The 24,408-nt window shown below is 70.6% G+C and carries 20 protein-coding genes and 1 pseudogene; 15 read left to right on the top strand and 6 right to left on the bottom strand.

The window, feature by feature from the left end:
• Window positions 1-55: 55 nt before the first annotated feature.
• The 3 genes from QTI17_RS27320 to QTI17_RS27310 all read right to left on the bottom strand — a co-directional run bounded on the left by QTI17_RS27320 (window position 56) and on the right by QTI17_RS27310 (window position 3,328).
• Window positions 56-1,687 carry a long-chain fatty acid--CoA ligase gene (locus tag QTI17_RS27320; RefSeq protein WP_286536808.1) on the bottom strand — a complete coding sequence of 544 codons (1,632 nt, stop codon included), beginning with the start codon at window positions 1,685-1,687 and terminating at the stop codon, window positions 56-58.
• A gap of 73 nt (window positions 1,688-1,760) precedes the next feature.
• Entirely contained in the window at window positions 1,761-2,615 is an 855-nt protein-coding gene (locus tag QTI17_RS27315; protein ID WP_286536807.1) for an alpha/beta hydrolase, read from the bottom strand.
• 5 nt (window positions 2,616-2,620) lie between these two features.
• Window positions 2,621-3,328, bottom strand: a complete 708-nt coding sequence (locus QTI17_RS27310) for a TetR/AcrR family transcriptional regulator (RefSeq protein WP_286373071.1) — start codon at window positions 3,326-3,328, stop codon at window positions 2,621-2,623.
• Window positions 3,329-3,496: 168 nt separating this feature from the next.
• Between QTI17_RS27310 and QTI17_RS27305 the strand changes: the two genes are divergently transcribed.
• The 15 genes and pseudogenes from QTI17_RS27305 to QTI17_RS27235 all read left to right on the top strand — a co-directional run bounded on the left by QTI17_RS27305 (window position 3,497) and on the right by QTI17_RS27235 (window position 19,513).
• Window positions 3,497-4,363 (top strand): fumarylacetoacetate hydrolase family protein, encoded by an 867-nt coding sequence (locus QTI17_RS27305; RefSeq protein WP_286536806.1) that lies wholly within the window; start codon window positions 3,497-3,499, stop codon window positions 4,361-4,363.
• Window positions 4,364-4,366: 3 nt separating this feature from the next.
• Complete coding sequence (locus QTI17_RS27300) at window positions 4,367-5,167, top strand: alpha/beta fold hydrolase (RefSeq protein WP_286536805.1); 801 nt, start codon at window positions 4,367-4,369, stop codon at window positions 5,165-5,167.
• Between the two features lie 339 nt (window positions 5,168-5,506).
• Complete coding sequence (locus QTI17_RS27295; protein WP_286536804.1) at window positions 5,507-6,799, top strand: metal-dependent hydrolase family protein; 1,293 nt, start codon at window positions 5,507-5,509, stop codon at window positions 6,797-6,799.
• A gap of 12 nt (window positions 6,800-6,811) precedes the next feature.
• The gene (locus QTI17_RS27290) at window positions 6,812-8,095 is read left to right on the top strand and encodes a metal-dependent hydrolase family protein (protein WP_286536803.1); all 1,284 of its coding nucleotides are present in this window, start codon (window positions 6,812-6,814) and stop codon (window positions 8,093-8,095) included.
• Window positions 8,092-9,033, top strand: a complete 942-nt coding sequence (locus tag QTI17_RS27285; RefSeq protein ID WP_286536802.1) for a branched-chain amino acid ABC transporter permease — start codon at window positions 8,092-8,094, stop codon at window positions 9,031-9,033. The genes QTI17_RS27290 and QTI17_RS27285 overlap by 4 nt, the downstream gene beginning before the upstream one ends.
• Window positions 9,030-10,175 (top strand): branched-chain amino acid ABC transporter permease, encoded by a 1,146-nt coding sequence (locus QTI17_RS27280; RefSeq protein ID WP_286536801.1) that lies wholly within the window; start codon window positions 9,030-9,032, stop codon window positions 10,173-10,175. The genes QTI17_RS27285 and QTI17_RS27280 overlap by 4 nt, the downstream gene beginning before the upstream one ends.
• A gap of 16 nt (window positions 10,176-10,191) precedes the next feature.
• Window positions 10,192-11,445, top strand: coding sequence for an ABC transporter substrate-binding protein (locus QTI17_RS27275; protein WP_286536800.1), 1,254 nt, complete (start codon window positions 10,192-10,194; stop codon window positions 11,443-11,445).
• A 6-nt stretch (window positions 11,446-11,451) separates the two neighbouring features.
• On the top strand, window positions 11,452-12,270 hold the full coding sequence (locus QTI17_RS27270) for an ABC transporter ATP-binding protein (protein ID WP_286536799.1): 819 nt from the start codon (window positions 11,452-11,454) through the stop codon (window positions 12,268-12,270).
• A pseudogene (locus tag QTI17_RS35100) lies at window positions 12,270-12,767 on the top strand (ABC transporter ATP-binding protein); the annotation flags it as partial. The gene QTI17_RS27270 and the pseudogene QTI17_RS35100, both read left to right, overlap by 1 nt.
• A gap of 492 nt (window positions 12,768-13,259) precedes the next feature.
• The gene (locus QTI17_RS27260) at window positions 13,260-14,507 is read left to right on the top strand and encodes a Tm-1-like ATP-binding domain-containing protein (protein WP_286536903.1); all 1,248 of its coding nucleotides are present in this window, start codon (window positions 13,260-13,262) and stop codon (window positions 14,505-14,507) included.
• A 21-nt stretch (window positions 14,508-14,528) separates the two neighbouring features.
• Window positions 14,529-15,359 (top strand): phosphoenolpyruvate hydrolase family protein, encoded by an 831-nt coding sequence (locus QTI17_RS27255; protein WP_286536798.1) that lies wholly within the window; start codon window positions 14,529-14,531, stop codon window positions 15,357-15,359.
• Between the two features lie 137 nt (window positions 15,360-15,496).
• Complete coding sequence (locus QTI17_RS27250; RefSeq protein WP_286536797.1) at window positions 15,497-17,185, top strand: flotillin family protein; 1,689 nt, start codon at window positions 15,497-15,499, stop codon at window positions 17,183-17,185.
• Between the two features lie 3 nt (window positions 17,186-17,188).
• Window positions 17,189-17,626: an SRPBCC family protein gene (locus QTI17_RS27245; protein ID WP_286536796.1), complete on the top strand. Its 438-nt coding sequence runs from the start codon at window positions 17,189-17,191 to the stop codon at window positions 17,624-17,626.
• Between the two features lie 8 nt (window positions 17,627-17,634).
• Window positions 17,635-19,110, top strand: a complete 1,476-nt coding sequence (locus QTI17_RS27240) for an SRPBCC family protein (RefSeq protein WP_286536795.1) — start codon at window positions 17,635-17,637, stop codon at window positions 19,108-19,110.
• Between the two features lie 25 nt (window positions 19,111-19,135).
• Complete coding sequence (locus QTI17_RS27235; protein WP_286536794.1) at window positions 19,136-19,513, top strand: VOC family protein; 378 nt, start codon at window positions 19,136-19,138, stop codon at window positions 19,511-19,513.
• Here QTI17_RS27235 and QTI17_RS35095 read toward each other — a convergent pair.
• From QTI17_RS35095 to QTI17_RS27220, 3 genes are read right to left on the bottom strand one after another with little or no spacing between them, the layout of a single operon-like run.
• Complete coding sequence (locus QTI17_RS35095; protein WP_353506731.1) at window positions 19,510-19,749, bottom strand: SDR family oxidoreductase; 240 nt, start codon at window positions 19,747-19,749, stop codon at window positions 19,510-19,512. The two genes, QTI17_RS27235 and QTI17_RS35095, sit on opposite strands and share 4 nt — an antisense overlap.
• A gap of 17 nt (window positions 19,750-19,766) precedes the next feature.
• Window positions 19,767-19,967 (bottom strand): SDR family NAD(P)-dependent oxidoreductase, encoded by a 201-nt coding sequence (locus tag QTI17_RS27225; RefSeq protein ID WP_286536793.1) that lies wholly within the window; start codon window positions 19,965-19,967, stop codon window positions 19,767-19,769.
• On the bottom strand, window positions 19,964-24,403 hold the full coding sequence (locus QTI17_RS27220; RefSeq protein WP_286536792.1) for a response regulator: 4,440 nt from the start codon (window positions 24,401-24,403) through the stop codon (window positions 19,964-19,966). The genes QTI17_RS27225 and QTI17_RS27220 overlap by 4 nt, the downstream gene beginning before the upstream one ends.
• Window positions 24,404-24,408 lie beyond the last annotated feature (5 nt).

Genomic DNA, 24,408 nt, shown 5'->3' with positions numbered 1-24,408 from the left:
GCCGATGCAACGCGATGCTATCAGCAGCATCGGCCGGCAGGCGGCCGCGGGAGACTCAGTCGGGCGACTGCGAGACCCGGTCGCGGTACATCTCGCGCAGCCGCGTCTTGAGGAACTTGCCGGTCCCGGTCTTGGGGATCGCGTCGACCCATTCGAAGTCGTCGGGCAACTGGAAACGCGCCAGCTTCGGGCGCAGGAATTCGCGCAGCGCCGGTGCATCGACCTCGGCGCCGGGACGCCGCACCGCCACCACCAGCGGCCGCTCGCCCCACTTGGGGTGGGCGATCGCGACCACCGAGGCCTCGGCCACCGCGGGATGGCCCATGACCAGGTTCTCGAGCTCGACCGAGCTGATCCACTCGCCGCCCGACTTGATCATGTCCTTGCTGCGGTCGACCAGGTGCATGTAGCCGTCGGGGTCGATGGTGCCGATGTCGCCGGTGCGCAGCCAGCCGTCGGCGGTGAACTTGCCCGGGTCGTCCGGCGTCGCGTGGTAGCCGCCCGTGACCCACGGCCCGCGCACCTGCACTTCGCCCGACGCCTTGCCGTCCCAGGGCTGCAGGCCCGCGGCCTCGTCGACGATGCGCATCTCGACCAGCGGCGTGGCGATGCCCTGCATGGCGCGCAGCGCATGCCGCGCCTCGTCGGGCAGCGCGAGATGCTTGGGCTTGATGACCGGCACGCTGCCGAGCGGCGAGGTCTCGGTCATGCCCCAGCCCTGCACGATGTGCATGTCGTGCGAAGCGAAGTTGGCGATCATCGACGGCGGCACCGCGGCGCCGCCGACCAGCATCCGCATGCCCTTCACGAGGCGGCGCTCGCGGGTCGGCTTCTGCATGGCCTGCCAGATCATCATCCAGATGGTCGGCACGCCGAGCGCCATCGTGACCTGGCCTTCTTCCATCAGGTCGAGCAGGTCGTCGCCGCCGAGGTGGGGACCGGGCAGGACCTGTCCGGCGCCGACCATCATGGCCGAGAACGGCACGGCCCAGGCGTTGGCGTGGAACATGGGCGTGACCATCATCACCTGGTCGCGCGCCGACAGCGCGAACAGGTCGGGGATGCAGCCGGTGATGGCGTGCAGCACCATCGAGCGGTGCGAATACACCACGCCCTTCGGCCGGCCCGTGGTGCCCGAGGTGTAGCACATGCCGACAGCCTCGTTCTCGTCCTGCTCGGGGTAGCGGTAGCCGGTGGCGTCGCCTTCGATGAAGTCCTCGTAGCTCTGCAGGCCCGCCGGCAAGGCGGCACCGCTGAACGGCACGACGATGACGCGCGGCTGCTGCCTGAGCAGCGGCGACACGCGCTCCCAGACCGGCAGCAGCACGTCGTCGACGATCAGCACGCGGTCGCCGGCATCGTCCATGATGTAGGCGATGTCCTCGGGTGACAGCCGCAGGTTCAGGGTGTGCAGCACCGCGCCCGCGGCCGGGATGCCGAAGTAGCTCTCGAGGTGCCAGGCATGGTTCCAGCTCATGGTGGCGACCGGGTCGCCGCGGGCGATGCCGGCCTTGTCGCGCAGGGCCTGGGCCAGCTGCCGGGCCCGGCGCCGGATCTCGCGGTAGCTGCGACGGTAGGTCGACTTGTCGGGCAGCCGGCCCAGCACGTTCTGGTCGCCGAAATAGGTGCCGGCGCGGTCGAGGATCTGGTTGGTGCTGAGCTGCACCGGCATCATGGTGGACTTCATCGTCTGTCTCCGTCGAGGGGCGCGAACGAACCGGGGCCGGGCCGGATGATAGGGCTGGGCGAGCCCGGCGCGTTCAAGGGATTCCGAGCAGTTCCAGCGCGAGCGCGTGGGTGCGCGAATGCGGGTCGGCGATCTCATGCAGCACGTCCATGTGGTTGCGCCCCGCCACCGTTTCGGCGGCGACGACCACCGGCCCCCAGGCGCTCGCGATCAGCGCGGACTGGCGCCGGAACTCCTCGCTCTCGTCGCCGCCGACCACGGTCGCCAGCCTGCCGCGGGCGGGCGCGGGCCACAGTGCCGGGCTGAGGCGCCGTGCCGACGCCGCGCTGAGTCCGATATCGGCGGCGAGGAAGGGCGCATGCCGCAGCGGCTCCAGTTCATAGAGGCCCGAGATGGCCAGCGCCGACTTGACCAGATCCGCAGGAAGGTCCACCGCCACCGCCTGCCAGTCGCAGGCCAGCAGCATCGCCGCCAGATGCCCGCCCGCCGAATGGCCGGCCACCACGATGCGCTCGCGGTCGCCGCCGTGGTCGGCCGCGTGCCGCCAGACCCAGGCCAGCGCCTGCGTCAGCTGCATTGCGATGTGCTCGATGCCGACGGCCGGACACAGGGCGTAGTTGAGCTGCGCGACCATCGCGCCCGCGTCGGCGAAAGGCGGCGCCACGAAGGCCTGGTCGCGCTTGTCGAGGGCGCGCCAGTAGCCGCCATGGATGTAGACCAGGACCGGCGCTCCCGCGGCGCCGGCGGCCGGGAGGATGTCGAGCCGTTCGCTGGCGTCATCGCCATAGGCCAGGTCGAGCACCCAGCCGGATCGGGCCAGCGCACGGGCAGAAGCATCGGCCCAATGCCGGAGGATCGCGGGATGCTCCGGGACGCCGGCCCGGGCGTTGTATTGGGCATCGAACCATGCAGGCGACGGGCGCGGCATGGCGTTCAACCGCCCTTGGCGGCCAGCGCCGTCGCCCGGGCGCCATTGGCCTTGGCCGGGCGGCGCCGGGCCGGCTTCTGCTCGGCATCGCGCAGCGCGGCGTCGATCAGCGCGTCGGCCATCCACAGGGCGGTGCGCTCCACCTCGCGGTCGCCGAGGCCCCAGATGTCCTTCAGGATCACGTAGGGCTCGATGCCGTAGACCACCGACAGCGCATGGTGCAGCCGGTTGCGCACGGCCGGGCTCATCAACGGCGCCAGCGGCTCGATCGCATGCTCGAGGATGCGCACGCGATGGCCGCGGCGGTAGGGCTCCTCCTCCAGCAGGCCGGCCCGCTCCAGCCCCCACTGTTCCAGCGAGAGCTGGGCGGCGGCGCGCAGCTGCGCCTCGAACTCCTTGAAGCGCGGGAAGGTCTGGAGAAACAGCTCGTGCACGCGGTCGCGGCCGTTCGGGTTGGCCGATGCCAGCTTGCGCACCGGCCCGAGCGAGCTGTCGATCACCGCGGTGACCAGTGCGCTGCGGCTCGGGAAATAGCGGTAGGCCGTGGCCCGCGACACCTTCGAGCGGGCCGCGGCCTCGGCCACCGAAGGGATGTGGCCGCTCTCCTGGATGATCGTCATGGCGGTGTCGAGCAGCAGCCGGAAAGTGGCCGCCTTGACCCCGCGCTCGGGGGGGAGCGGGGGTTCGCTCAGCTTGTGTTTCAGTCTCGCCATCGGGTTTGTACGGGGCTTTGGAGGGCTCGGAATCTATTGTGAACAGCGGATGCCGGATCGTATGATGCAGCGATCCCGATTTGAGACGCAAGTCTCAAACATGACTTCCGAGACTTCGAGGCCGCGGCGCACGCCGTTGGACCCCGGGGCAATATGGAGACAAAGTCGATGCGCCTGGCAAGCTGGAATTGGGGTGGACGCGACCACGTGGGAACGATCTCGCCCGACGGGCGGGAGGCCACGCCCCTGGGCGTGCGCGACCCTTCGCTCGGGGCCTTGCCGCTGATCCGGGCGCTGGCAGCCGGCGAACCGCTGCCGCTGCCGTCGGGCACGCGACTGCCGGTCGAGGTCATCACGCTTCGCGCTCCGCTGCCGCGCCCCTTGCGCAGCCTGTTCTGCGTCGGCCGCAATTACCGCGCCCATGCGGCCGAACTGGCCGGCTCCGTGTTCCGTGCCGCGATGCCCGAGACCGACCCCTGGCCGATCGTCTTCGGCAAGCTCGGCGAATGCGTGGTCGGGCCGCACGACGCGGTCCGCCTGCCCTCCCCCGCCGCCTCGATCCAGATCGACTACGAATCCGAACTCGCTGTGGTCATCGGCCGTGGCGGGCGCGACATCCTGGCGGCCCATGCGATGGACCACGTGTTCGGCTACACGGTGGTCAACGACGTCACGGCGCGCGACGTCCAGATGCGCCACCAGCAGTGGGACCTCGGCAAGAGCTTCGACACCTTCTGCCCGATGGGCCCGTGGATCGTGACCGCCGACGAACTCGACGGCCGTTCCACACGGGTGCGCGGCTGGGTCAACGGCGCGCTGCGGCAGGACGGCCAGACGCGCGACATGATCTTCGACATCCCGACCCTGATCGAGACCTGCTCGCGCGGTATCACGCTGTACCCCGGCGACGTCATCGCCACCGGCACGCCCTCGGGCGTGGGCATGGGCCTGAAGCCGCCGCAATGGCTGCGCTCGGGCGACGTGGTGCGCATCGAGATCGATGGCCTCGGCGTCATCGAGAACCGGTTCGAGTAGGCCATGGGCTTCCAGCTGATCGACCGCATCGCGGTGGAAGAAGAAGGCGAGGGCCCGGCCATCGTCTGCGTGCACGGGCTCGGCGGCAGCGGCAACACCTACACGCCCCTGATGCCGGCGATGGCGCGGCACCGGGTGATCCGGATCGACCTGCCGGGCAGCGGCCGCTCGCAACGCGCCGAGGGCGCGCTGTCGATCGAGCGCTATGTCGCGACCGTGCTCGACGTCTGCGATCGCCTCAAGGTGGCGCGAGCCCACTGGGTCGGCCATTCGATGGGGACCATCGTCTGCCAGCACATCGCTGCCCTGCATCCGAAGCGGGTCGCGAGCGTGGCGCTGTTCGGACCGCTGATCGCGCCGCCGGACGCTGCGCGCAACGCGATGACTGCACGGGCCGCCAAGGCGCGCGAAGGCGCGACGGGCATGCAGGAGATCACGCAGGCGCTGCTGCAGGGCGCCATCTCCGCCGACACCCGCCAGCGGCTTCCGGTGGCGGTCGCCTACGTGCGCGAGAGCCTGATGCGCCAGGACGGCGAGGCGTATGCCCGAAGCTGCGAGGCGTTGGCCGGCGCCCAGGCCGCCGCGGTCGAGCAGATCGAGGCGCCGGTGCTGCTGGTGACCGGCGACGAGGACGGCGTCGCGCCGCCGCAAGCCGTGCGCGCAATGGCCGAACGGCTGCACCGTGCCGCCAGCAAGCGGGTCGTGGTGCTGCCGCGCTGCGGCCACTGGACCCCGATCGAACGGCCCGAGGAATGCCAGCGCGAACTGCGCGAGTTTCTCGCGGCGCAGGGGAGGAGCGTCTAGGATGACACCGAGCTTTTGCGGGTCGGGGCGGGCTCACGCCGACGGTGTGCTCTGCTCCGCTCATGTCCCCCGGCCTTCGGCCTCCTCCTTTACTTCGCTGCGCAGAGCACACCATCGGCGTGAGCCGTCAAGTCGGTGGTTCATCCTCGGCCAGCACGACACGACGCTGCCCGTGCCGAGGGCACCGGTTGGCCCCCGCAGCGAAGTAAAGGAGGAGCCGAAGGCGGGGGACATGAGCGGAGGGGGCCACCCGGTGCCCTCGGCACGCGCCCCGGCAACCGCAAGCGCCCCCACAACAGCGTGCAAAAGAGCAAGCAACAGCCAGGTAGGAGACTGACCATGGCCGAAGTCCTGTTCACCAACGTGCGAATCTTCGACGGCGGCGGCGAGGCGCCCTTCAGCGGCGACGTGCTGGTGCAGGGCAACCGCATCGCGCGGGTCGTCAAGACCGGCTACGGCGCGCGTCCGGCACCGGTGTCCGGCGCGCAGGTGATCGACGGCGCCGGCGCCTTCCTGATGCCCGGCATGGTCGAGGCCCACACGCATTTCTCGTGGAACGACCAGCCCAGCCTCGATGCCATCCAGCGCATGCCGCCCGAGGAGCACATCCTCTGGTGCGCCGAGGTCGCCAAGCGCTACCTCGACATGGGCTGGACCAGCTGCGTCGGCGCCGCCACCGCCAAGCCGCGGCTCGATGTCGTGATTCGCAACGCGATCAACGACGGCACCATCGTCGGCCCACGCTACCTCGCGGCCAGCCAGGAGATCACCGTGCCCGGCGGCCTGGGCGACACCACCCGGCCGCACCTGCCGCAACCGGAGTTTGCCTTCGGCGCGATCGTCAGCGGCGCCGAGGAGATGCGCCGCTGCGTGCGCATGTTCGCCAAGTACGGCGTCGACTCCGTGAAGATCAACCTCTCGGGCGAGTCGATCACCGGCATGCCGAGCGAGATGAGCCAGTTCACCGAGGAAGAGATCACGGTCTGCGTGCAGGAGGCCAAGGCCTGGGGCAAGCGCGTCGCCGCGCATGCGCGCTCCACCTGGTCGATCAAGCAGTGCGTCAAGCAAGGCATCGAGGTGATCTACCACGCCAGCTTCACCGACACCGAGGCGCTGGACATGCTCGAGGCCCACAAGACAGAGCACTTCATCGCGCCGGGGCTGGCCTGGCTCATCAACACCTCCCATCACGCGAGCCAGTGGGGCCTGACACCCGAGGTGACGAAGAAGATGGGCTACCACCGCGAGCTCGAGGCGGCGGTCGAGAGCATGCGCGCGCTGCGCAAGCGCGGCGTCCGCATCCTGCCGGGCGGCGACTACGGCTTCGCCTGGACGCCGCACGGTACCAACGCCAAGGACCTCGAATACTTCGTCAAGTACGTCGGCATGAGCCCCATGGAAGCGCTGCTGTCGGCCACCGCCTGGGGCGGTCCGATGATGCGCATGGGCAAGGTTCTCGGCTACATCCGCGAAGGCTACCTGGCCGACATCCTGCTGATCGACGGCGATCCGCTGGCCGACATCACGGTGCTGCAGGACAAGGCCCGCATCCTGGCCGTCATGAAGGACGGCGAGTTCCACCGCGCGCCGCCGCTGCGCTCGGCGCGCACCACGCGCTGGGCCACGGCCTGACAGGAGAAGCATATGGCCGATGTCGTCTTCACCAATGTCCGCATCCTCGACGGCACGGGGCAGAACCCCTACACCGGCAGCGTGCTGGTGCGCGGCAACCGCATCCGCCAGGTCGGCCGCAGCACGGCGCCGATCGCGCCCGGCGGCGCCACCGTGATCGACGGCGCCGGCGCCACGCTGATGCCCGGCATGTGCGAGGCCCACACGCACTTCTCGTGGAACGATGCCGCGACGCTGGCCGAAATCCAGACCCTGCCGCTGGAGGAGCACGTGCTGTGGTGCGCCAAGGTCGCCAGGCGCTACCTCGAGGCCGGCTTTACCTCCTGCGTCGGCGCCGCCTGCGCCAAGCCGCGGCTCGACGTCGTGATCCGCAATGCGATCAACGCCGGCCAGATCCCCGGCCCGCGCTATCTCGCCGCCAGCCAGGAGATCACCGTGGTCGGCGGCCTCGGCGACGAGACCCTGCCCCACCTGCCCTTCCCCGAGTTCAGCTTCGGCGTCAACATCTCGGGCCCCGAGGAAATGCGCAAGGCGGTGCGGTTGTTCCTGAAGTACGGGGTCGACTCGGTCAAGCTCAACCTGTCGGGCGACAACTTCACGCCCCAGTCGCCGTCCGAGACCACCTGGATGATGGACGAGGAGGTCGAGGCCGCGATGCGCGAGGTGCGCATCCGGGGCAAGCGCGGCATCGCCCATGCGCGTTCGTCCGAGAGCGTCAAGCAGGCGCTGCGGCACGGCATCGACCTGATCTACCACGCCAGCTTCGTCGACGACGAGGCGATCGACATGCTCGAGGCCGCCAAGGACCGGGTCTTCGTCGCGCCTGGCATCGCGATCCTGTACGCCATGCTGTACGAGGCCGAGCCCTACGGCGTCACGCACGAGATGGCGGTCGGCATGGGCTACGAGACCGAATGGGAAGCCGCGATCGTCTCGCTGGCCAAGATGCACAAGCGCGGCATCCGCGTGCTGCCCGGCGGCGACTACGGCTTCGCCTTCACGCCGCACTGCCAGAACGCGCGCGATCTCGAGTTCTTCGTCAAGTACCTGGGCTTCACGCCGATGGAAGCGATCCGCTCGACCACGCTCTACGGCGGCCAGATCATGATGCGGCCCGACGAACTCGGCTGCATCAAGGACGGCTACCTGGCCGACCTGCTGCTGGTCGACGGCGATCCGTTGGCCAACCTGTCGATCCTGCGCGACCCGAAGCGGATCCTCGCCGTGATGAAGGACGGCGAGTTCGCCAAGGCGCCCGAGATCGCCTCGCGACGGGCCTGGGAGCGTGCCGCATGAGCCGAAAGAGCCTGGCGCTCTGGCTGCTCTTCGGGCTGCCGATCGCGGTGTTCGTGGTCTGGGCGATCGCCGACAACTACACGCTTTTCTTCAAGACCCTGCTCAACGGAATGACCCTGGCGTCGCTCTATTTCCTGGTCGCCAGTGGCTTCACGCTGGTCTTCGGCCTGATGCGCAACGTCAACCTGGCGCACGGCTCGCTCTACCTCTTCGGCGCCTATGTGGGATGGTTCGTCGGCGAACGCACCGGCTCCTGGGTGCTGGCGGTCATCGCCGGCTTCCTCGCCGCGGCGCTGATGGGCCTGCTGATGCAGGTGCTGGTGTTCCGCCACATGCAAGGCCAGGACCTGCGGCAGACCCTGGTCACGATCGGCCTGTCGATCGTGCTGGCCGACTTGATGCTGTGGGTCTGGGGCGCCGAGATCTACACCTTCGATCCGCCCTCGTGGATCTACGGCTCGACCACCCTGCCGCTGGTCGCCAAGTTCCCGACCTATCGCCTCTTCGTGCTGTTCGCCTCGATCGTGATCGGCGTCGGGCTCTGGCTGCTGCTGGCGCGCACACGCATCGGCATGATGATCCGCGCCGGCGTCGACGACCGCGCGATGCTGTCCGCCTCGGGCGTCAACGTGCAGCGGGTCTTCGCGCTCACCTTCGCGATTGGTGCCGGACTGGCCGGGCTGGCAGGCGTGGTCGGCGGCACGGCGCTGTCGATCTCGCCCGGCGAGGACACGCGCTACCTGCTGGCCTCGCTGGTGGTGGTGATCGTGGGCGGCATGGGCAGCGTCGTGGGCGCCGCGATCGGCGCACTGCTGATCGGCCTCGCCGAGCAGTTCGGTCTCGCCTACGCGCCGACCTACAGCGTGGTCTTCACCTTCGTGATCATGGTGGTGGCGCTGGCCTTCAAGCCGCGCGGGCTGATGGGGAGGAGCCAGTGAGCGCGGCACGCTGGCGGCGGGCGATGAACGGGTCGGCCGCGGCGGCTCGCGGCGGCCGCGGCTCGGGGGTGGTACCGGTGCCGTCCCTGCCCCGTGGCGCCGGTGCCGCGGCGCCCGCGCCCGCAGTGGCCTGGTGGCGCCGGGCGCTGTCGGCGATCCGGCTGCGCCACCTTCTGGTGCTGGTGTTCGTGGTCGGCTACCCCTTCGTGGCCACGCCCTTCTTCACCTTCCAGATCGGCGCCCAGTCGCTGGCGCTGGGCCTGATCGCACTGTCGCTGACCTTTCTTGGCGGCTACGGCGGCATGGTGTCGCTGGCCCAGATGACGGTCGCCGGCTTCGCCGCCTACATGCTGGCGATCTTCGGCAGCAGCAGCAACCTGGCGATCAGCCTGGGCTGGCCCTGGTGGCTGGCGCTGGTCGTGGCGGTGGCGCTGGCCACCGTGGTGGCGGCGGGCATCGGCTGGCTGTCGGTGCGCACCGAGGGCATCTACACGATCATGATCACGCTGGCCGTGGGCGTGGCCTTCTTCTACCTCGCGCAGCAGAACTACACGGTCTTCAACGGCTTCCAGGGCTTCAGCCGGATCGCGCCGCCCACGGTATTCGGGCTCGACTTCGGCCAGCCCATGCCCTTCTATTTCCTGGTGCTGGCCTGCGCGCTGGCGGGCTACTTCTTCGTCAAGCACCTGATCCGCGCGCCCTTCGGCATTGCGCTGCAGGGCATCCGCGACAACCCGCGCCGCATGCAGGCGCTGGGCTTCGACGTCACGGCGCACCGGGTCGCCGCTTATGCGGTGGCGGGCTTCCTGGCGGCGGTCGGCGGCGTGCTGATGGTCTGGTACAACGGCCGCATCTCGCCCGGCACCGTGGGTGTCGGCGCGATGATCAACATCCTCATCATCGCCGTGCTCGGCGGCATGAAGCATCCGATCGGCGCCTTCGTCGGCGCGATCGTGTTCGTGCTGCTGCAGAACTTCGCCATCGACCTGGTCGACCGCGAGCGCTTCAATCTCGTGATCGGCGGGGTCTTCCTCGCGATCGTGCTGTTTTCCCCGGACGGTTTGCTGGGCCTCTGGCAGGGCCTGCGCCATCGTCTGGGCGCCTCTTTCACCCCCCGCGGCCGTGGCCGCATTCATCGATGAAAAGAAGGAGCGAGACATGAGCAGAGGCAAGAGACTTTTCGGGCGCAGCATCCTGGCTTGCGCGGCACTGATCGCGATGGGCGGCCTCGCGCAAGCCCAGGAGACCTTGAAGATCGGGCTGCTGGCTTCGCTGGAGGGGCCGTTCGCGGCGCCCGGCCAGGACGGCATGCGCGGCGCCGACCTGGCGCTGAAGGAAAAGAACGGCATGGCCGGGGGCAAGAAGATCGAGTTCGTCAAGGTGTCGTCCGACGCCACGCCGGACAAGGCGGTCAACTCGACGCGCAAGGCGGTCGAGCAGGACAAGGTCCAGATCATGATCGGCCCGCTGTCGGGCGATGAAGGCATCGCGGTCAAGAACTACGCCAAGACGCAGCCCAACATCACCTTCATCAACGGCTCCTCGGGCGCGCAGGCGGCGACGCTGGGCGACCCGGCGCCCAATTTCTACCGCTTCAACACCGAAGGCGCGCAGTGGATGGTGGGGCTGGGCGAGCATGCGCTCTCCAAGGGCTACAAGAAGACCTTCCTGATCGCCGAGGACTACGGCTTCCCGTACTCGCAGGTGCAGGGCTTCATGGCCAGCTACTGCGCCAAGGGCGGCAAGGTGGTCGACAAGGCCTGGGTGCCGCTGGGCACCAAGGACTACGCCTCGGTGATCGCCAAGATCCCGAAGGACGTCGATGCGCTGGTGGTGGTCCTGGGCGGCTCCGACGCGGTCAACTTCCTCACGCAGTACGAGCAGGCCGGCGGCGACAAGCCGATGGTCGGCGGCTCGATCACGGTCGACCAGACGGTGCTGAACTTCAAGGGCAAGCGGCGCGAATCGCTGCTCGGCACCGCCTCGGCCGGCCCGATGGCCGACTCGATCGACACACCCGAGTGGAAGAAGTTCGTGGCCGACTACAAGGCCAACTTCAAGGACGGCTTCCCGAGCCCGTCGCTGTTCGCCTACCTGTACTACATCAACACCAAGGCCGCGCTCGACGGCCTCGATGCGGTCAAGGGCGACCTGTCGAACGGCCAGAAGGCCTACCGCGAGGCGCTGCAGAAGACCAACTTCAAGGGCCCGGCCGGCGACGTCAAGATCGATGCCAACCGCAACGGCGTCGGCACCACCTACATCACCGAAGTGACCAAGGCGCCCGACGGCTCGTTCTACAACAAGGTCGTGAAGTCGGTGCCGAACATCACGCAAACGCTGGGCCTGCCCGAGGCGGAGTTCAAGAAGATGGGCCTCGGGACGCGCGACGTGCCGGACTGCAGGACCTGAACCGGCATGGCCACGATCACCCCGCTCAGGCCGGCCGCATCGCGCGTCGGCGCGGCTGCCGGCGGCGCCGCGCAGCTGCTCTCCGGCGATGCGCTGCGGCTGGACGGGGTGACGCGTGCCTTCGGTGCGCTGCGCGCGGTCGACGACGTGTCGTTGACCGTCGCGGCCGGGCAGAGGTACGCGATCCTCGGCTCCAACGGGGCCGGCAAGACCACGCTCTTCAACGCCGTCACCGGCGACTTCCCGCCGACCGCGGGACGCATCCATTTCTTCGGCGAGGACATCACGGAGCTGGCGCCGCAGGACCGCATCCGCAAGGGGCTGCGGCGCACCTACCAGTCCTCGCTGCTGTTTCGCGACCTGACGGTCCGCGACAACCTGTTCCTGGCGGTGCGCGGCGTGGCCAGCGGCCGCTTCAGCTTCCTGCGGGCGCGCGCCGGCCATGCCTCGACCCGCGCCACCCGCGACCTGCTCGACCGCGCGCGCCTGAGCCACATCGCCGACGAGCGCGTGGCCAACCTGGCCCACGGGCAGCAGCGCCAGCTCGAGATCGGCATGGCACTGGCCGGCGCGCCGCGCCTGATCCTGTTCGACGAGCCGGCGGCCGGGCTGTCGCCGGTCGAGCGGCGCGAACTGGTCGCCCTGCTGGCTTCGCTGCCGGCCCACATGAGCTTCGTGCTGATCGAGCACGACCTCGACATCGCGCTGCGCGTGGTCGACCGGGTCACCGTGATGCACAACGGCCGGGTGCTGCGCACCGGGACGCCGGCCGAGATCGAGAACGATGCGCAGGTGCAGGCGATCTACATGGGGAGCAGGCACTGATGGCATGGTTTCGCAGCGGCCGGGATCCCGGCCCGGCCGGCACCGGGCCGACCCTGGCGATCGACGGCCTCGACGTGTACTACGGCCGCGCCCATGCGCTGCAGGGTGTCGCCTTGACGCTGGAGCGCGGCGTGCTGGGCATCGTCGGGCGCAACGGGATGGGCAAGACCACGCTGTGCAACGCGATCACCGGGCTGGTGCCGGCACGCGGCAGTATCCGCCTGGCCGGCGAGCAGATCCTCGGCCTGGCGCCCAACGAGATCACCAAGCGCGGCATCGCCTACGTGCCGCAGGGGCGCCGGGTGTGGCCGTCGCTGTCGGTCGACGAGACCTTGCGCCTGGTGGCCGGCCGCCGGCGCGAGGTCGACCGCGTCTATGCCATGTTCCCGCGGCTGGCCGAACGGCGCGGCCATGGCGGCGCCCAACTGTCGGGCGGCGAGCAGCAGATGCTGGCGATCGGGCGCGCGCTGCTGCTGAACCCGAAGCTGCTGGTGATGGACGAGCCGACCGAAGGGCTGGCGCCGGTGATCGTCGAGCAGGTGGCGCAGGCCCTGCGCGAGCTGGCGGCCGAGGGCCGCATCGCGGTGCTGCTGATCGAGCAGAACCTCGGCGTCGCCATCTCGGTGGCCGATCGCATCGGCCTGATGGTCAACGGCCGCATCACCAGGGAGATGCCGGCGGCCGAGCTGGCGGCCGACCGCGAACTGCAGGAGCGGCTGCTCGGCGTGCGCTCCGGCGGCGAGGGCGACGACTTCGAAGACCCGCTGGCCGCCCCGGCTGACGACAGTCCCCCGCCGACCCAGGTCTTCACCGTCCGCCGCGCCCACGGTGACGGCGCCCCGTCGCTCGACGACCTGGCGCCCAGCACGGTGCGCGGCTTCACGCGCTGGAACGCCGGCGGCACCGCCGCGCCGGTGGCCGACATCGTGCGCCTGGTGGCGCCCGCGCCGGAACCCGCCCCGCCGCAGCCGGCGGCCACGTCGCCGCGCGTGTTCGAGTTCCCGGTCGCGGCCAGCAGCGAACGCTCGGCCTATGTCGCGGGCACCTTCGACACCAAGGGCCGCGAGCTGTCCTTCCTGCGCCAGTGCATCGAGAAGCTGGGCCTGCGCGTGGTCACGGTCGACCTGTCGACCTCCGGCAAGCCCTCGCCCGCCAGCGTGCATCCGCGCGAGGTGGCGCGACATCATCCGCAGGGCGAATCGGCGGTGTTCAGCAACGACCGGGGCAGCGCCACCGCGGCGATGGCGCTGGCCTTCGAAGCCTTCCTCGCCACCCGCCGCGACCTGGGGGGCATCATCTCGGCCGGCGGTTCCGGCGGCACCTCGATGGCGACCCAGGGCATGCGCGCACTGCCGATCGGCGTGCCGAAGATGATGGTCTCGACCATGGCCAGCGGCGACACCCGTCCCTATGTCGGCCCGAGCGACATCTGCATGATGTATTCGGTCACCGACGTGCAGGGCATCCACCGCATCAGCGAGCGGGTGCTGGCCAATGCGGCCCATGCGCTGGCCGGCATGATCGCGCATCCGCCGGTCGAGTCGACCGTGACCAAGGCGGCGATCGGGCTGACGATGTTCGGCGTCACCACGCCCTGCGTGCAGGCCGTGACCCATCGCCTCGAAGAAGCCTACGACTGCCTGGTGTTTCACGCCACCGGGGTCGGCGGGCAGTCGATGGAGAAGCTGGCCGAGTCGGGCCTGATCGCCGGCGTGATCGATGTCTCGACCACCGAGATCGCCGACGAGATCGTCGGCGGCGTACTGTCGGCCGGCCCCACCCGGCTCGACGTCTTCGCGCGCCATGCCCTGCCCTACGTCGGCTCCTGCGGAGCGCTCGACATGGTCAACTTCGGCGCCTGGGACACGGTGCCGGAGCGCTTCAAGGGCCGCCGGCTCTACCGCCACAACCCGACCGTGACCCTGATGCGGACCTCGGCCGAAGAATGCCGCGCGATCGGCGAGTTCATCGCCGCCAAGCTCAATGCGATGCGCGGGCCGGTGCGCTTCCTGATCCCCGAGGGCGGCGTGTCGGCGATCGACCGGCCCGGCCAGCCGTTCCACGACCCCGAGGCCGACCAACAGCTGTTCGCGAGCATCGAGCGGGCGTTCCGTAGCGGCCCCGACCGCCAGCTGCAGCGCCTGCCGCTGCACATCAACGACGAGGCCTTCGCCGAGGCCCTGGTGGCGGCCTGGCACGCGGTGTCGCGCACGCCGGCCGACGCCCGGCGCGCCTGAACTCACGAGGAGGAACCGCTCATGCCCCGCATCTCCCGCTCGACCCTGCTGGCCGGCCTGCGCGCCAAGATCGAGGCCGGCCGGCCGATCATCGGCGGCGGCGCCGGCACCGGCCTGTCGGCCAAGTGCGAGGAAGCCGGCGGCATCGACCTGATCGTGATCTACAACTCGGGCCGCTACCGCATGGCCGGGCGCGGCTCGCTGGCGGGGCTGCTGGCCTACGGCAACGCCAACGAGATCGTCTGCGAGATGGCGCGCGAGGTGCTGCCGGTGGTCCGGCACACGCCCGTGCTGGCCGGTGTGAACGGCACCGACCCGTTCATGATTCCCGACGAGTTCCTGGCCCGGCTGGTGTCGCTGGGCTTCTCGGGGGTGCAGAACTTCCCGACCGTCGGGCTGATCGACGGCGTCTTCCGGGCCAACCTCGAAGAGACCGGCATGGGCTACGGTCTCGAGGTCGAGTTGATCGCCCGCGCCCGGGCGCTCGACCTGCTGACCACCCCCTACGTGTTCTGCGAGGCCGATGCGCGGGCCATGGCGGCGGCCGGTGCCGACATCGTGGTGTGCCACCTCGGCCTCACGACCGGTGGCGCGATCGGCGCCGGCACCGCGCTCACGCTGGCCGACTGCGTGCCGCGGATCAATGCCTGGGCGGTGGCGGCGCAGGCGGTCAACCCCGAAGTGATCGTGTTGTGCCACGGCGGGCCTATCGCCACCCCCGAGGACGCGCAGTACGTGCTCGCGCGCTGCCCGGCCTGCCACGGCTTCTACGGCGCGAGTTCGATGGAGCGGCTGCCGACCGAGGTGGCGCTTACCGAGACCACGCGACGCTTTGTTGCGATAGCCAGATGACTTTGCGGGACAGACCAAGAAACTGCGCAGCAGTTTTTGCGCTGGCCTCAACTGGACAGATGACTTTGCGGGACAGACCAAGAAACTGCGCAGCAGTTTTTGCTCTGTCCTCAACTTATTAAAAGGAGACCAGGTTTATGTCAGGCGCTCAATTCGGAAGTTTCATCCTCGCGCTGATCGTCGTCGCGATCGTCGTGGCGATCGCGGTCTGGCTGCTGCACTGGCTCTACCTGCGCAGTTCCAAGGAGCGGTCCTTCGTGCGCACCGGCCTTGGCGGCCAGAAGGTGGTGCTGGGCGGCGGCGCCTTCGTGCTGCCGATCGTGCACGACGTGATCCCGGTCAACATGAACACGCTGCGGCTGGAGGTCAGCCGCGGCCGCGACAAGGCGCTGATCACCAAGGACCGCATGCGCGTCGACGTCATGGCCGAGTTCTACGTCCGCGTGGCGACCAGCGAGGAGGCGGTGGCGGCGGCGGCGCAGACGCTCGGCCTGCGCACGCTGGAGCCCGACCAGCTGCGCGAACTGGTCGAAGGCAAGTTCGTCGACGCCCTGCGCACCGCGGCGGCCGAGATGACGATGGAGGAACTGCACGAGCGGCGCGGCGCCTACGTCAAGCGCGTGCGCGACGCGGTCGCCGAAGACCTGACCAAGAACGGCCTCGAGCTCGAGGCCGCCTCGCTGACCCAGCTCGACCAGACCGGCATGGAGTTCTTCAACCCGAGCAATGCCTTCGACGCCGAGGGCCTGACCCGCCTCACCGAGCAGATCGAGCACCGCAAGAAGCAGCGCAACGATGTCGAACAAGACACGCTGATCGCGATCCGCAACAAGAACCTCGAGGCCGAGAAGCTGTCGCTCGACATCGACCGCGAGGGCGAGCATGCGCGCCTGGCGCAGCAGCGCGAGCTGGAGATCGCGCGCGCCCGCCAGCGCGCCGAGGTGTCGGCCGAGCGGGCCCAGCGCGAGCAGGATGCCGAAGCGGCGCAGATCGCGGCCAAGCAGAGCATCGACCAGGCCCGCATCCGCTCCGAGCAGACGCTGGAGGAAGACCGTATCGGCAAGGAGCGCGCGATCCAGGGCGCCGAGATCGAACGGCGCATGTCGCTCGAACTGGCCGAGCAGCAGCGCGCGATCTCGGTCGCGCGCGAGAGCAAGGCCCAGAGCGAGGCCCAGGCCGAGGCCGAGATCGCCCGGGCGCTGGCGGTGTCGGCCGAAGAAAAGGTGTTCACCGCGCGCGAGGTCGAGATGGCCGAGCGCAAGAAGGCGATCGACCTGATCGGCGCCCAGCAGGTGGCCGAACGCGACGCCCTGCGCCTGACCTCGGCGGCGCAGGCCGAGAGCGATGCCAGCGCCGCCCGCGGCGCCGCGGTGCGGGCCCAGGCCGAGGCCGATGCAGACGCCGACAAGATCCGCTCGATGGCGATGCGGGTGCGCGCCGAGATCGAGGCCGAGGCGGCGCGCATGATGAACGAGTCGCACAACATGCTGTCGCCCGAGGCGCGGATGTCGGCGCTGCGCATGAAGCTGGTCGAGAAGGCCGAGGCGATCATCCGCGAATCGGTGCGGCCGCTGGAGCGCATCGAGGGCATCAAGATCCTGCATGTCGACGGGCTCGGCGGCTCGGGCGGCGATGGGGTGCGCAATGGCGAAGGCGGCGGCTTCGCCGACGGCCTGGTCAACTCGGCGCTGCGCTTCCGGGCCCAGGCGCCGCTGGTCGACCAGCTGCTGCGCGAGATCGGCATCGAGGGCGGCGACATCCAGCGCCTGGTCGGCGATGCCAGCGGCGCCCACGCCGCCCTGCCCTCGGCCGCGCCGAAGGAATAGCGCATGGTCAACGTCTACGTGTCCAGCGTGATCGATGCCAGCGCCGACAGCGTCTGGACGCGGGTGCGCGACTTCAACGGCATGCCGCAATGGCATCCGGCCATCGCCGACAGCCGGATCGAGAACGGCCAGCCGGCCGACCGCGTCGGCTGCATCCGGCACTTCCACCTGAAGGACGGCGGCATGATCCGCGAGCGGCTGCTGGCGCTCTCCGACTACGACTACAGCTGCACCTACGAGATCCTCGAAAGCCCGATGGGCGTCGCCAACTACACCGCCACGCTCAAGCTCACGCCGGTGACCGATGGCGGGCGCTGCTTTGCCGAGTGGAGCGCCGAGTTCGACTGCGACCCCGGCCGCGAAGGCGAGCTGGTTCGTTCGATCGGCGAAGGCGTGTTCCAGGCCGGCTTCGACGCCCTGAAGCGGCGCTCGCTGCGCTGACACGCGCCATGCTGCAGAAGGTCGTCCGCTCCGCGATCATCGATGCGCCCATCGAGCGCGTCTGGGCCGTGCTGCGCGACTTCAACAGCCATGACCAGTGGCACAGCGCGATCGAATCCAGCCACATCGAGGGCGGCGAGCGCAGCGACCAGGTCGGCTGCGTGCGCAATTTCATCTTGAAGGACGGCCACCACATCCGCGAGCAGTTGCTGACCTTGTCCGACCGCGAGCACCAGAGCACCTACTGCATCGTCGAGGCCAGCCTGCCGCTGCAGCGCTATGTCGCGACCGTGACGCTGAAGCCGGTGACCGATGGCAACCGGACCTTCTGGCACTGGACGTCGAGCTTCGCGACGCCGCCGGGCATGGAGCACGAACTGCGCGACACCGTGGCGCAGGGCGTCTACGAGACCGGCTTCGAGGACCTGCGCCGCTACCTGCGGGGCGGCGCGGACCAACGCTCGCGCGGCGCCGGCCCGATGCCGACGGCGCTGCCGGTGCCGACTCGCCGCATCGGGGTCGCGCGCCATGGCGGCCCTGATGTGCTGTGGCCGCAGAACGCCGAGGCCGCTGCGCCCGGCGCCGGCGAAGTGCGCATCCGCCAGCGTGCGGTCGGCGTCAATTTCATCGATGTCTACCTGCGGCGCGGCTGGGTGCCTACGATGTTCCCGGTGTCCGAGGGCGCGCCGGGCGTGCCGGGCATGGAGGCCGCGGGCGGCGTGCTCGATGTCGGCCCGCAGGTCTCCGGCTTCCTGCCCGGGGACCGCGTCGCCTACCTCGGTCCGGTGCCGGGCGCCTACTGCGGCGTGCGCAGCGTGCCGGCCGACTGGGTGGTGCGGCTGCCGCCAGAGATCGAGGACGAGACGGCGGCTGCCCTGCTCCTGAAGGGCATCACGGCCGACTACCTGCTGCACGACCTCGGCCATGTGCAGCGCGGCACCCGGCTGCTGGTGCACGCGGCGGCCGGTGGGGTCGGCCTGCTGGTCTGCGCCTGGGCGCGCCGTCTCGGTGCCGTGGTGATCGGCACGGTGTCGAGCGAGGACAAGGCCCGGGTGGCGCGCGAGCATGGCTGCGAGCATGTGATCGTGACCCGCGACTACCGCTTCGCGGAAGCGGTGCAGCGTGTCTGCGGCGGCGCCGACGTGGTGATCGACGGCCTGGGCGACGCCGCCCGCGACGAAAACCTGGCGGCCCTGGCGCGCCGCGGGCACTGGATCAGCCTCGGCCAGGCCAGCGGGCCGCTGGCGCCGCTGGCGCCGGATGCGCTGGTGGCCAAGTCGCTGAGCTTCTCGCGCCCGGTGGTGTTCGACTACGTGGCCACTCAGGCCCAACTCGCCGAGCGCGCGCAGCGGGTCTGGCAGGCGCTCGCCGACGGCGCGATCCGCCTGCCGCCGATCGAACGCTTCCCGCTCGACGCGGCGGCCGAGGCGCACGCCCGGCTCGAAGCTCGTGCCAGCATCGGCGCGCTGGTGCTGCTGCCCTGAACACTCGAACGAAGGAGTCAACGCGATGATCGTCGGCATGAACCACTTCACCGTGACCGCGGAGGACGAGCAACAGACGCTGGCCTTCTACACCGGCCTGCTCGGGCTGCGCGTCGGCCACCGGCCGGACCTGGGCTTTCCGGGCGCCTGGCTCTATGGCGACGGGCCGCAGGCGGTGCTGCACCTGTACTTCGGCAGGCCGGTGCCGGCCCAGCGCACCGGCGTCATCGACCACATGGCGTTCACGGCGCAGGACCTGCGCGCGGTCAAGGCGCGCTTCGACCAGAGCGGCGTTGCCTACGAGCTGCGCCAGCAGGCCGGCGCGGGCACCTGGCAGCTGTTCTGCCACGACCCGAACGGGGCCAAGGTCGAGCTGGATTTCGATCCGTCGGAGACCCTCTAGGCCTTGCCGCCGCCCGCGGACGCCGCGATCAACTGGCGGATGGCGTCGGACATGCCCGGGGTCGCAGGGTCCCAGCTGTGGCGGGGCCCGACCAGGATGCCGCCATCCACCACCAGGTGGGTTCCCGTGACGAACGCGGCATCCTCGCTGGCCAGAAAGGCCACGGCGCCGGCGATGTCCTCGGGCGTCCCGCCCCGTGCCACCGGCTGGGCCCGGTCGGCGATGCCGGCGAGCATGCCGTTGACCTGTTCCTTCAGCCGGGGCAGATCGCGTTCACGTCGGTCCGCTTGAAGACGATGCGTCCTTCGGACTGTGCCGTAAGCGCCTCGCCGCCGGCGGCATCGATGTCGGCGGCGATGACCTGCGCCCCTTCCGCGGCCAGGCGAAGCGCGCTCGCCCTGCCGATGCCCGAGGCCGCGCCCGTGACAACCGCTGTCTTGCCGTTGAATCTCATCTTGCACGCTCCGTCTGATTGGACCCCGGCGCCGGGCGCTCGTCGATCTCGGTCAGGGCCGCCAGCGCCGCGTCGAAGTCGAAGGCGGCGGCGGCGCGCGCGGCGCGCTGCAGGGCCGGCCCCCACGGCGTGCCGCGGGCGCGCGCGGCGAGCGGGTCGGCCAACTCGGCGGCCGCGCTGTCGTCGGCCTCCAGCAGCGTGCGCAGCCGCCGCACCAGGCCGGCCAGTTCAGGTGTCGCGGTCGCTGCCTCCGGCACCGCCCCACCGGTGCTGTCTTCGCCAGCGGCCGCCAGGCCCGCGAGCACGCCCGCCAGCGCCTGCTCGACCGTGTGCAGCCACGGGGCCAGGACTGCGGGGTCCCGGCCTTCCAGGCTGGCCTGCTCGAGCGCGCCGGCGGCCGCCTGCACGTCCCGCGCGCCAATGTTGCCGGCGGTTGCCTTCAAGGTGTGGGCGGCGCGGGTGGCGGCCTCCGGGTCCGCGGACTGGAGCGCGGCGCGGAAACGGTCGCCGAAGTCCGCCTGGCCGGCGGCGAAGCGCCGCAGCAGCCGCCGGTACAGGCCCGGATCCCCGCCGCTGGTGGCGAGGCCTCGGTCGACGTCGATGCCGGCCAGCGCCGGCAGGCTGGACGGCGGAATGGGCGCAGCCTCTGTGGGCGGCGCCGCCGGCGCGCCGCTACGCGGCCGGATCCAGCGCGCCATCGTGACGAACATCGACCGCAGATCCAGCGGCTTGGCGATGCGGTCGTCCATGCCGGCGGCGCGTTCGCGCGTGCTCGCGCCTTCCATCACGTTGGCGGTCATCGCGATCACGGGCAGCCGCGCCCAGCGCGGGTCGGCGCGGATCGCCCGGGTCGCCGCGTAGCCGTCCATCACCGGCATCTGGCAGTCCATCAGCACGCCGTCGAAGCGGTCGTCGCGAGCCAGCAGGTCGAGCGCCTCGCGGCCGTTGCCCGCCACCGCGAACGCGATCCCGGCCCGCTGCAGCAGCTCGCCGGCCAGTTCCTGGTTCAGGTCGTTGTCCTCGACCAGCAGCACCCGGGCGCCACGCAGCGCGGCCAGGGCGCCTTCGTGGTCGTGGCCCGGTTCGGCCACCGCCTCGTCGAGCGCGACGCTGCGGCCCAGCGCCTCGGCGATCGCACGCAGCAGGCCGGCGGCCGTCACCGGCTTGGTCAGCACCGACTGGAGCCGGACACGGCGCTGCTCGGCGGCGGCGAGGGCGTCCTCGCGGCCGAAGGCGGTCACCATGATGATCGACGGCATGTCGTGCTGCAGCCGGTCGTGCAGGCGGGCGGCGGTCTCGACGCCGTCCATCACCGGCATCTTCCAGTCCATCAGCACGACGTCGTAAGGCAGGCCGCGCTGCTGGCCCGAGCGCGCCATCTCGAGCGCCTGCTCGCCGTCGCGGGCGACGTCGGCCTCCAGGCCATGCTGCTGCGCCATGCCGGCCAGGATCTCGCGCGCCGCGGCGTTGTCGTCCACCACCAGGGCGCGCACGCCGAGCAGCAGCTCGCGCCGCACCGGCTGGCGCGGCGCCGGGCGGGCCTGGACACCGAAGCGGGCATGGAACTGAAAGGTGGAGCCAACGCCCGGCGTGCTGTCGACCCAGATGCGGCCGTCCATCAGCGCGACCAGGTCCTTGCAGATCGCCAGGCCCAGGCCGGTGCCGCCATAGCGGCGCGTGATCGAGCTGTCGGCCTGGCTGAACGACCGGAACAGCTGGCCGCACTGCGCGGCGTCGATGCCGATGCCGGTGTCGCGTACCGCAAAGTGCAGCTCGACCCCGTCGGCCTCGCGCGCGGCCAGGCGCACCGCGACGACGACCTCGCCGCGCTCGGTGAACTTGACCGCATTGCTGGCCAGGTTCACCAGCACCTGGCCGAGCCGCAGCGGGTCGCCGACCAGTGCGGTCGGCACCTCGGGATCGATCGTGAACAACAGCTCCAGCGCCTTGTCCTCGGCCTTCATGCCGACCACGCTCGCCAGCTGGTCCATCACGTCCTCGAGCCGGAAGTCGGTGCGCTCGAGGCTGAGCTTGCCGGCCTCGATCTTCGAGAAGTCGAGGATGTCGTTGATGATGCCGAGCAGGTTCTCCGCCGCGCGGTGCACCTTCTCGACGTAGTTGCGCTGGCGCGGCTCCATCGCGGTCTGCAGCGCCAGGTGCGACATGCCGATGATGGCGTTCATCGGCGTGCGGATCTCGTGGCTCATGTTGGCGAGGAAGTCGCTCTTGGCCCGGGTGGCTTCCTCGGCGATCTCCTTGGCCTCGCGCATCGCAGTCTCGGCGGCCTTGCGCTCGGTGATGTCGATCAGCCAGCCCATCGTGCCATCCCGGCCCTCGTGGGTCATGCGCACGAAGGTGGCGAGATAGTCGCGCAGCGCACCGCCCGCGGCCAGCAGGCGCAGCTCGATGTCGTGCACGAAGCCTTCGGCGGCGATGCGTTCGAGCAGGGCGTCGCGTTGGGCCCGCTCGGCGTAGATGTCGCCGCCGTCGGCGCCCTTGTCGAGGCCGAAGGCCTGCTGGAACTTCGGGTTGGCATAGTGGAACTGGCCACCCGTGGCAAAGGCGATCGCTATCGGGCTGCGCTCAAGGATGTTCTGGAGCTCCACGCGCTGCTCGGCCAGCACCGCCTCGGTGCGGCGGCGCTCGGTGATGTCACGCACCGATGCGCAGACGAAGCCCGTGCGCTCGGGTGAGGCCGGCAGCTGCGCGAGGCTGATCTCGACGGCGAACTCGCTGCCATCGGCACGCCGGCCGCGCAGGTCGACCTCGCCACCGCCCATCTGGCGCGGCCGTCCGTCGCGCAGGTAGCCGGCACGCAGGCCGGCATGGACTGGGCGCGAGGACGCGGGAACCAGTACTTCCACCGGCTGGCCGACCAGGGATCCGTCCGGGTAGCCGAACATCCGCGCCAGCTGCGCGTTGGCGATCGCGATCCGGCCGTCGGCATCGATCACCAGCATGCCGTCGGGGGCCGACTCGATGATGCCGCGGTACCAGGCTTCGGTGGCCTCGAGGCGGCGGCGCTGGGCGTCGAGTTCGGCCGCCTGGGCCTCGAGGCGCAGCGCCTGCTCGCGGGTCGCGTCGAGCAGGTGCCGGGTACTGGCGCTTCGCTGCGCGATCTCCAGGCTCATCGCGAGCGTCGGCAGCGCCGCGTCGAGCAGCGCGAGGGCTTGCCCGTCGAAGGCGCCGAAGCCGGCGAACTCGAGCACGCCGAGCAGCCGATCGCCGCGCTGCAGCGGCACCAGCAGCAGCGCGCGCGCGTCGGCGCTCCCCAGGCTGGAGCCCAGGCGGGCGTAGCCGGCCGGCGCGTCGGCGATGCGCAGCATGCGGCGCTCGAGCGCACATTGCCCGACCAGGCCGGCGCCGAAGGGGATGGTGGCCGGCGCGGGCGCGTCCGGGTCGAGCGCATAGCCGACCAGCAGCTGCAGGCGGGCCGCCTCGTCGTCGGCCAGGTAGAAGCTCGCCCGCCCGGCGCCCATCGCCGGTGCGACCCGCGACAGGAATCGCCGGCCCAGCTCGGCCGGATCGCCCGCGGTCTGCAGCGCCGTCGACAGCTCGGCGACCTCGGTCTTCACGCGGCTCTGCCAGGCGATCTCGCGGGCGCCGGCCTGCAGCGTGTCGATCGTGCGCGCCAGGTCGCCGACGTCGTTGTCGTAGCCGGTGTAGGGGACCACCGCATCGAAGCGGCCGGCCGTCAGCGACTCGACATGGTGGCGCAGCCGGGCCGCGGGACGGCGGATCGAGCGGATGGTCAGCCACGCGGCCACGATGCCGAGCAGCGTGGTCGACAAGACCAGCAGCACGATGGTCTGCGTGCTGCGCCGGGCATGCTCGCTGGCCTGCGTGGCCAGCTGCGCCGCGTCGGCCTGCTTCAGCGCGGCGACGCCCTCGAGCTCGGCCGCGGCCGCATCCGCGGTGGCGAGCAGTTCGTCGCGCTGCACGGCCTCGGCGAGCTCGACGAACCGCCCCTCGCGCACCAGCACCAGCAGGTCGTCGAGCTGGTGGCGGTACAGAAGGTAGTGCCGGTCGAACGCCTGCAGCCGTTCGAGACCCTCGCGGCCCGGTGTTCGCCGCCGCAGGTCGGCCACGGTCTTGTCGAGCTCGGTCTGCGCTTCGGTCATCAGGCCGAGCGCCTTCTGCTGGCCCGTGCGGTCGGCCGCCAGCGCAAGCTGGCGCAGCGCCCGCCCCAGGCGCACCAGCTGGACCTGGCCCTCCTTGGCGTCCATCGAGGCCTGCATGTCGACGTGGTAGACGTGGTCGAGGCGCTCGGCCGTCGAACGGGTCGCGTACAGCCCGTAGGCGCCGACGACGAACACCGCCACCGCCAGCGGCAGCAGCGAGACCACCAGCAGGAAGCCGAGCGACCGGCGCTCGAGCCGTTCCCGCAGCGCCCCCATCCACCGGCTGTCGCGCGATCCGTCGGCCGCCTCCCGCATGCCGG

Source organism: Variovorax sp. J31P179, from assembly GCF_030316985.1.
GTDB lineage: Bacteria > Pseudomonadota > Gammaproteobacteria > Burkholderiales > Burkholderiaceae_C > Variovorax > Variovorax ginsengisoli_B.
The sequence above is the reverse complement of the archived record's forward strand: the minus strand, read 5'-3'. Positions and strand labels throughout refer to the sequence as shown.

Coding starts and splice junctions, on each gene's coding strand:
- QTI17_RS27320 (WP_286536808.1), bottom strand. CDS start 1,687: ATGAAGTCCACCATGATGCCGGTGCAGCTCAGCACCAACCAGATCCTC.
- QTI17_RS27315 (WP_286536807.1), bottom strand. CDS start 2,615: ATGCCGCGCCCGTCGCCTGCATGGTTCGATGCCCAATACAACGCCCGG.
- QTI17_RS27310 (WP_286373071.1), bottom strand. CDS start 3,328: ATGGCGAGACTGAAACACAAGCTGAGCGAACCCCCGCTCCCCCCCGAG.
- QTI17_RS27305 (WP_286536806.1), top strand. CDS start 3,497: ATGCGCCTGGCAAGCTGGAATTGGGGTGGACGCGACCACGTGGGAACG.
- QTI17_RS27300 (WP_286536805.1), top strand. CDS start 4,367: ATGGGCTTCCAGCTGATCGACCGCATCGCGGTGGAAGAAGAAGGCGAG.
- QTI17_RS27295 (WP_286536804.1), top strand. CDS start 5,507: ATGGCCGAAGTCCTGTTCACCAACGTGCGAATCTTCGACGGCGGCGGC.
- QTI17_RS27290 (WP_286536803.1), top strand. CDS start 6,812: ATGGCCGATGTCGTCTTCACCAATGTCCGCATCCTCGACGGCACGGGG.
- QTI17_RS27285 (WP_286536802.1), top strand. CDS start 8,092: ATGAGCCGAAAGAGCCTGGCGCTCTGGCTGCTCTTCGGGCTGCCGATC.
- QTI17_RS27275 (WP_286536800.1), top strand. CDS start 10,192: ATGAGCAGAGGCAAGAGACTTTTCGGGCGCAGCATCCTGGCTTGCGCG.
- QTI17_RS27270 (WP_286536799.1), top strand. CDS start 11,452: ATGGCCACGATCACCCCGCTCAGGCCGGCCGCATCGCGCGTCGGCGCG.
- QTI17_RS27255 (WP_286536798.1), top strand. CDS start 14,529: ATGCCCCGCATCTCCCGCTCGACCCTGCTGGCCGGCCTGCGCGCCAAG.
- QTI17_RS27250 (WP_286536797.1), top strand. CDS start 15,497: ATGTCAGGCGCTCAATTCGGAAGTTTCATCCTCGCGCTGATCGTCGTC.
- QTI17_RS27245 (WP_286536796.1), top strand. CDS start 17,189: ATGGTCAACGTCTACGTGTCCAGCGTGATCGATGCCAGCGCCGACAGC.
- QTI17_RS27240 (WP_286536795.1), top strand. CDS start 17,635: ATGCTGCAGAAGGTCGTCCGCTCCGCGATCATCGATGCGCCCATCGAG.
- QTI17_RS27235 (WP_286536794.1), top strand. CDS start 19,136: ATGATCGTCGGCATGAACCACTTCACCGTGACCGCGGAGGACGAGCAA.
- QTI17_RS35095 (WP_353506731.1), bottom strand. CDS start 19,749: ATGCTCGCCGGCATCGCCGACCGGGCCCAGCCGGTGGCACGGGGCGGG.
- QTI17_RS27225 (WP_286536793.1), bottom strand. CDS start 19,967: ATGAGATTCAACGGCAAGACAGCGGTTGTCACGGGCGCGGCCTCGGGC.
- QTI17_RS27220 (WP_286536792.1), bottom strand. CDS start 24,403: ATGCGGGAGGCGGCCGACGGATCGCGCGACAGCCGGTGGATGGGGGCG.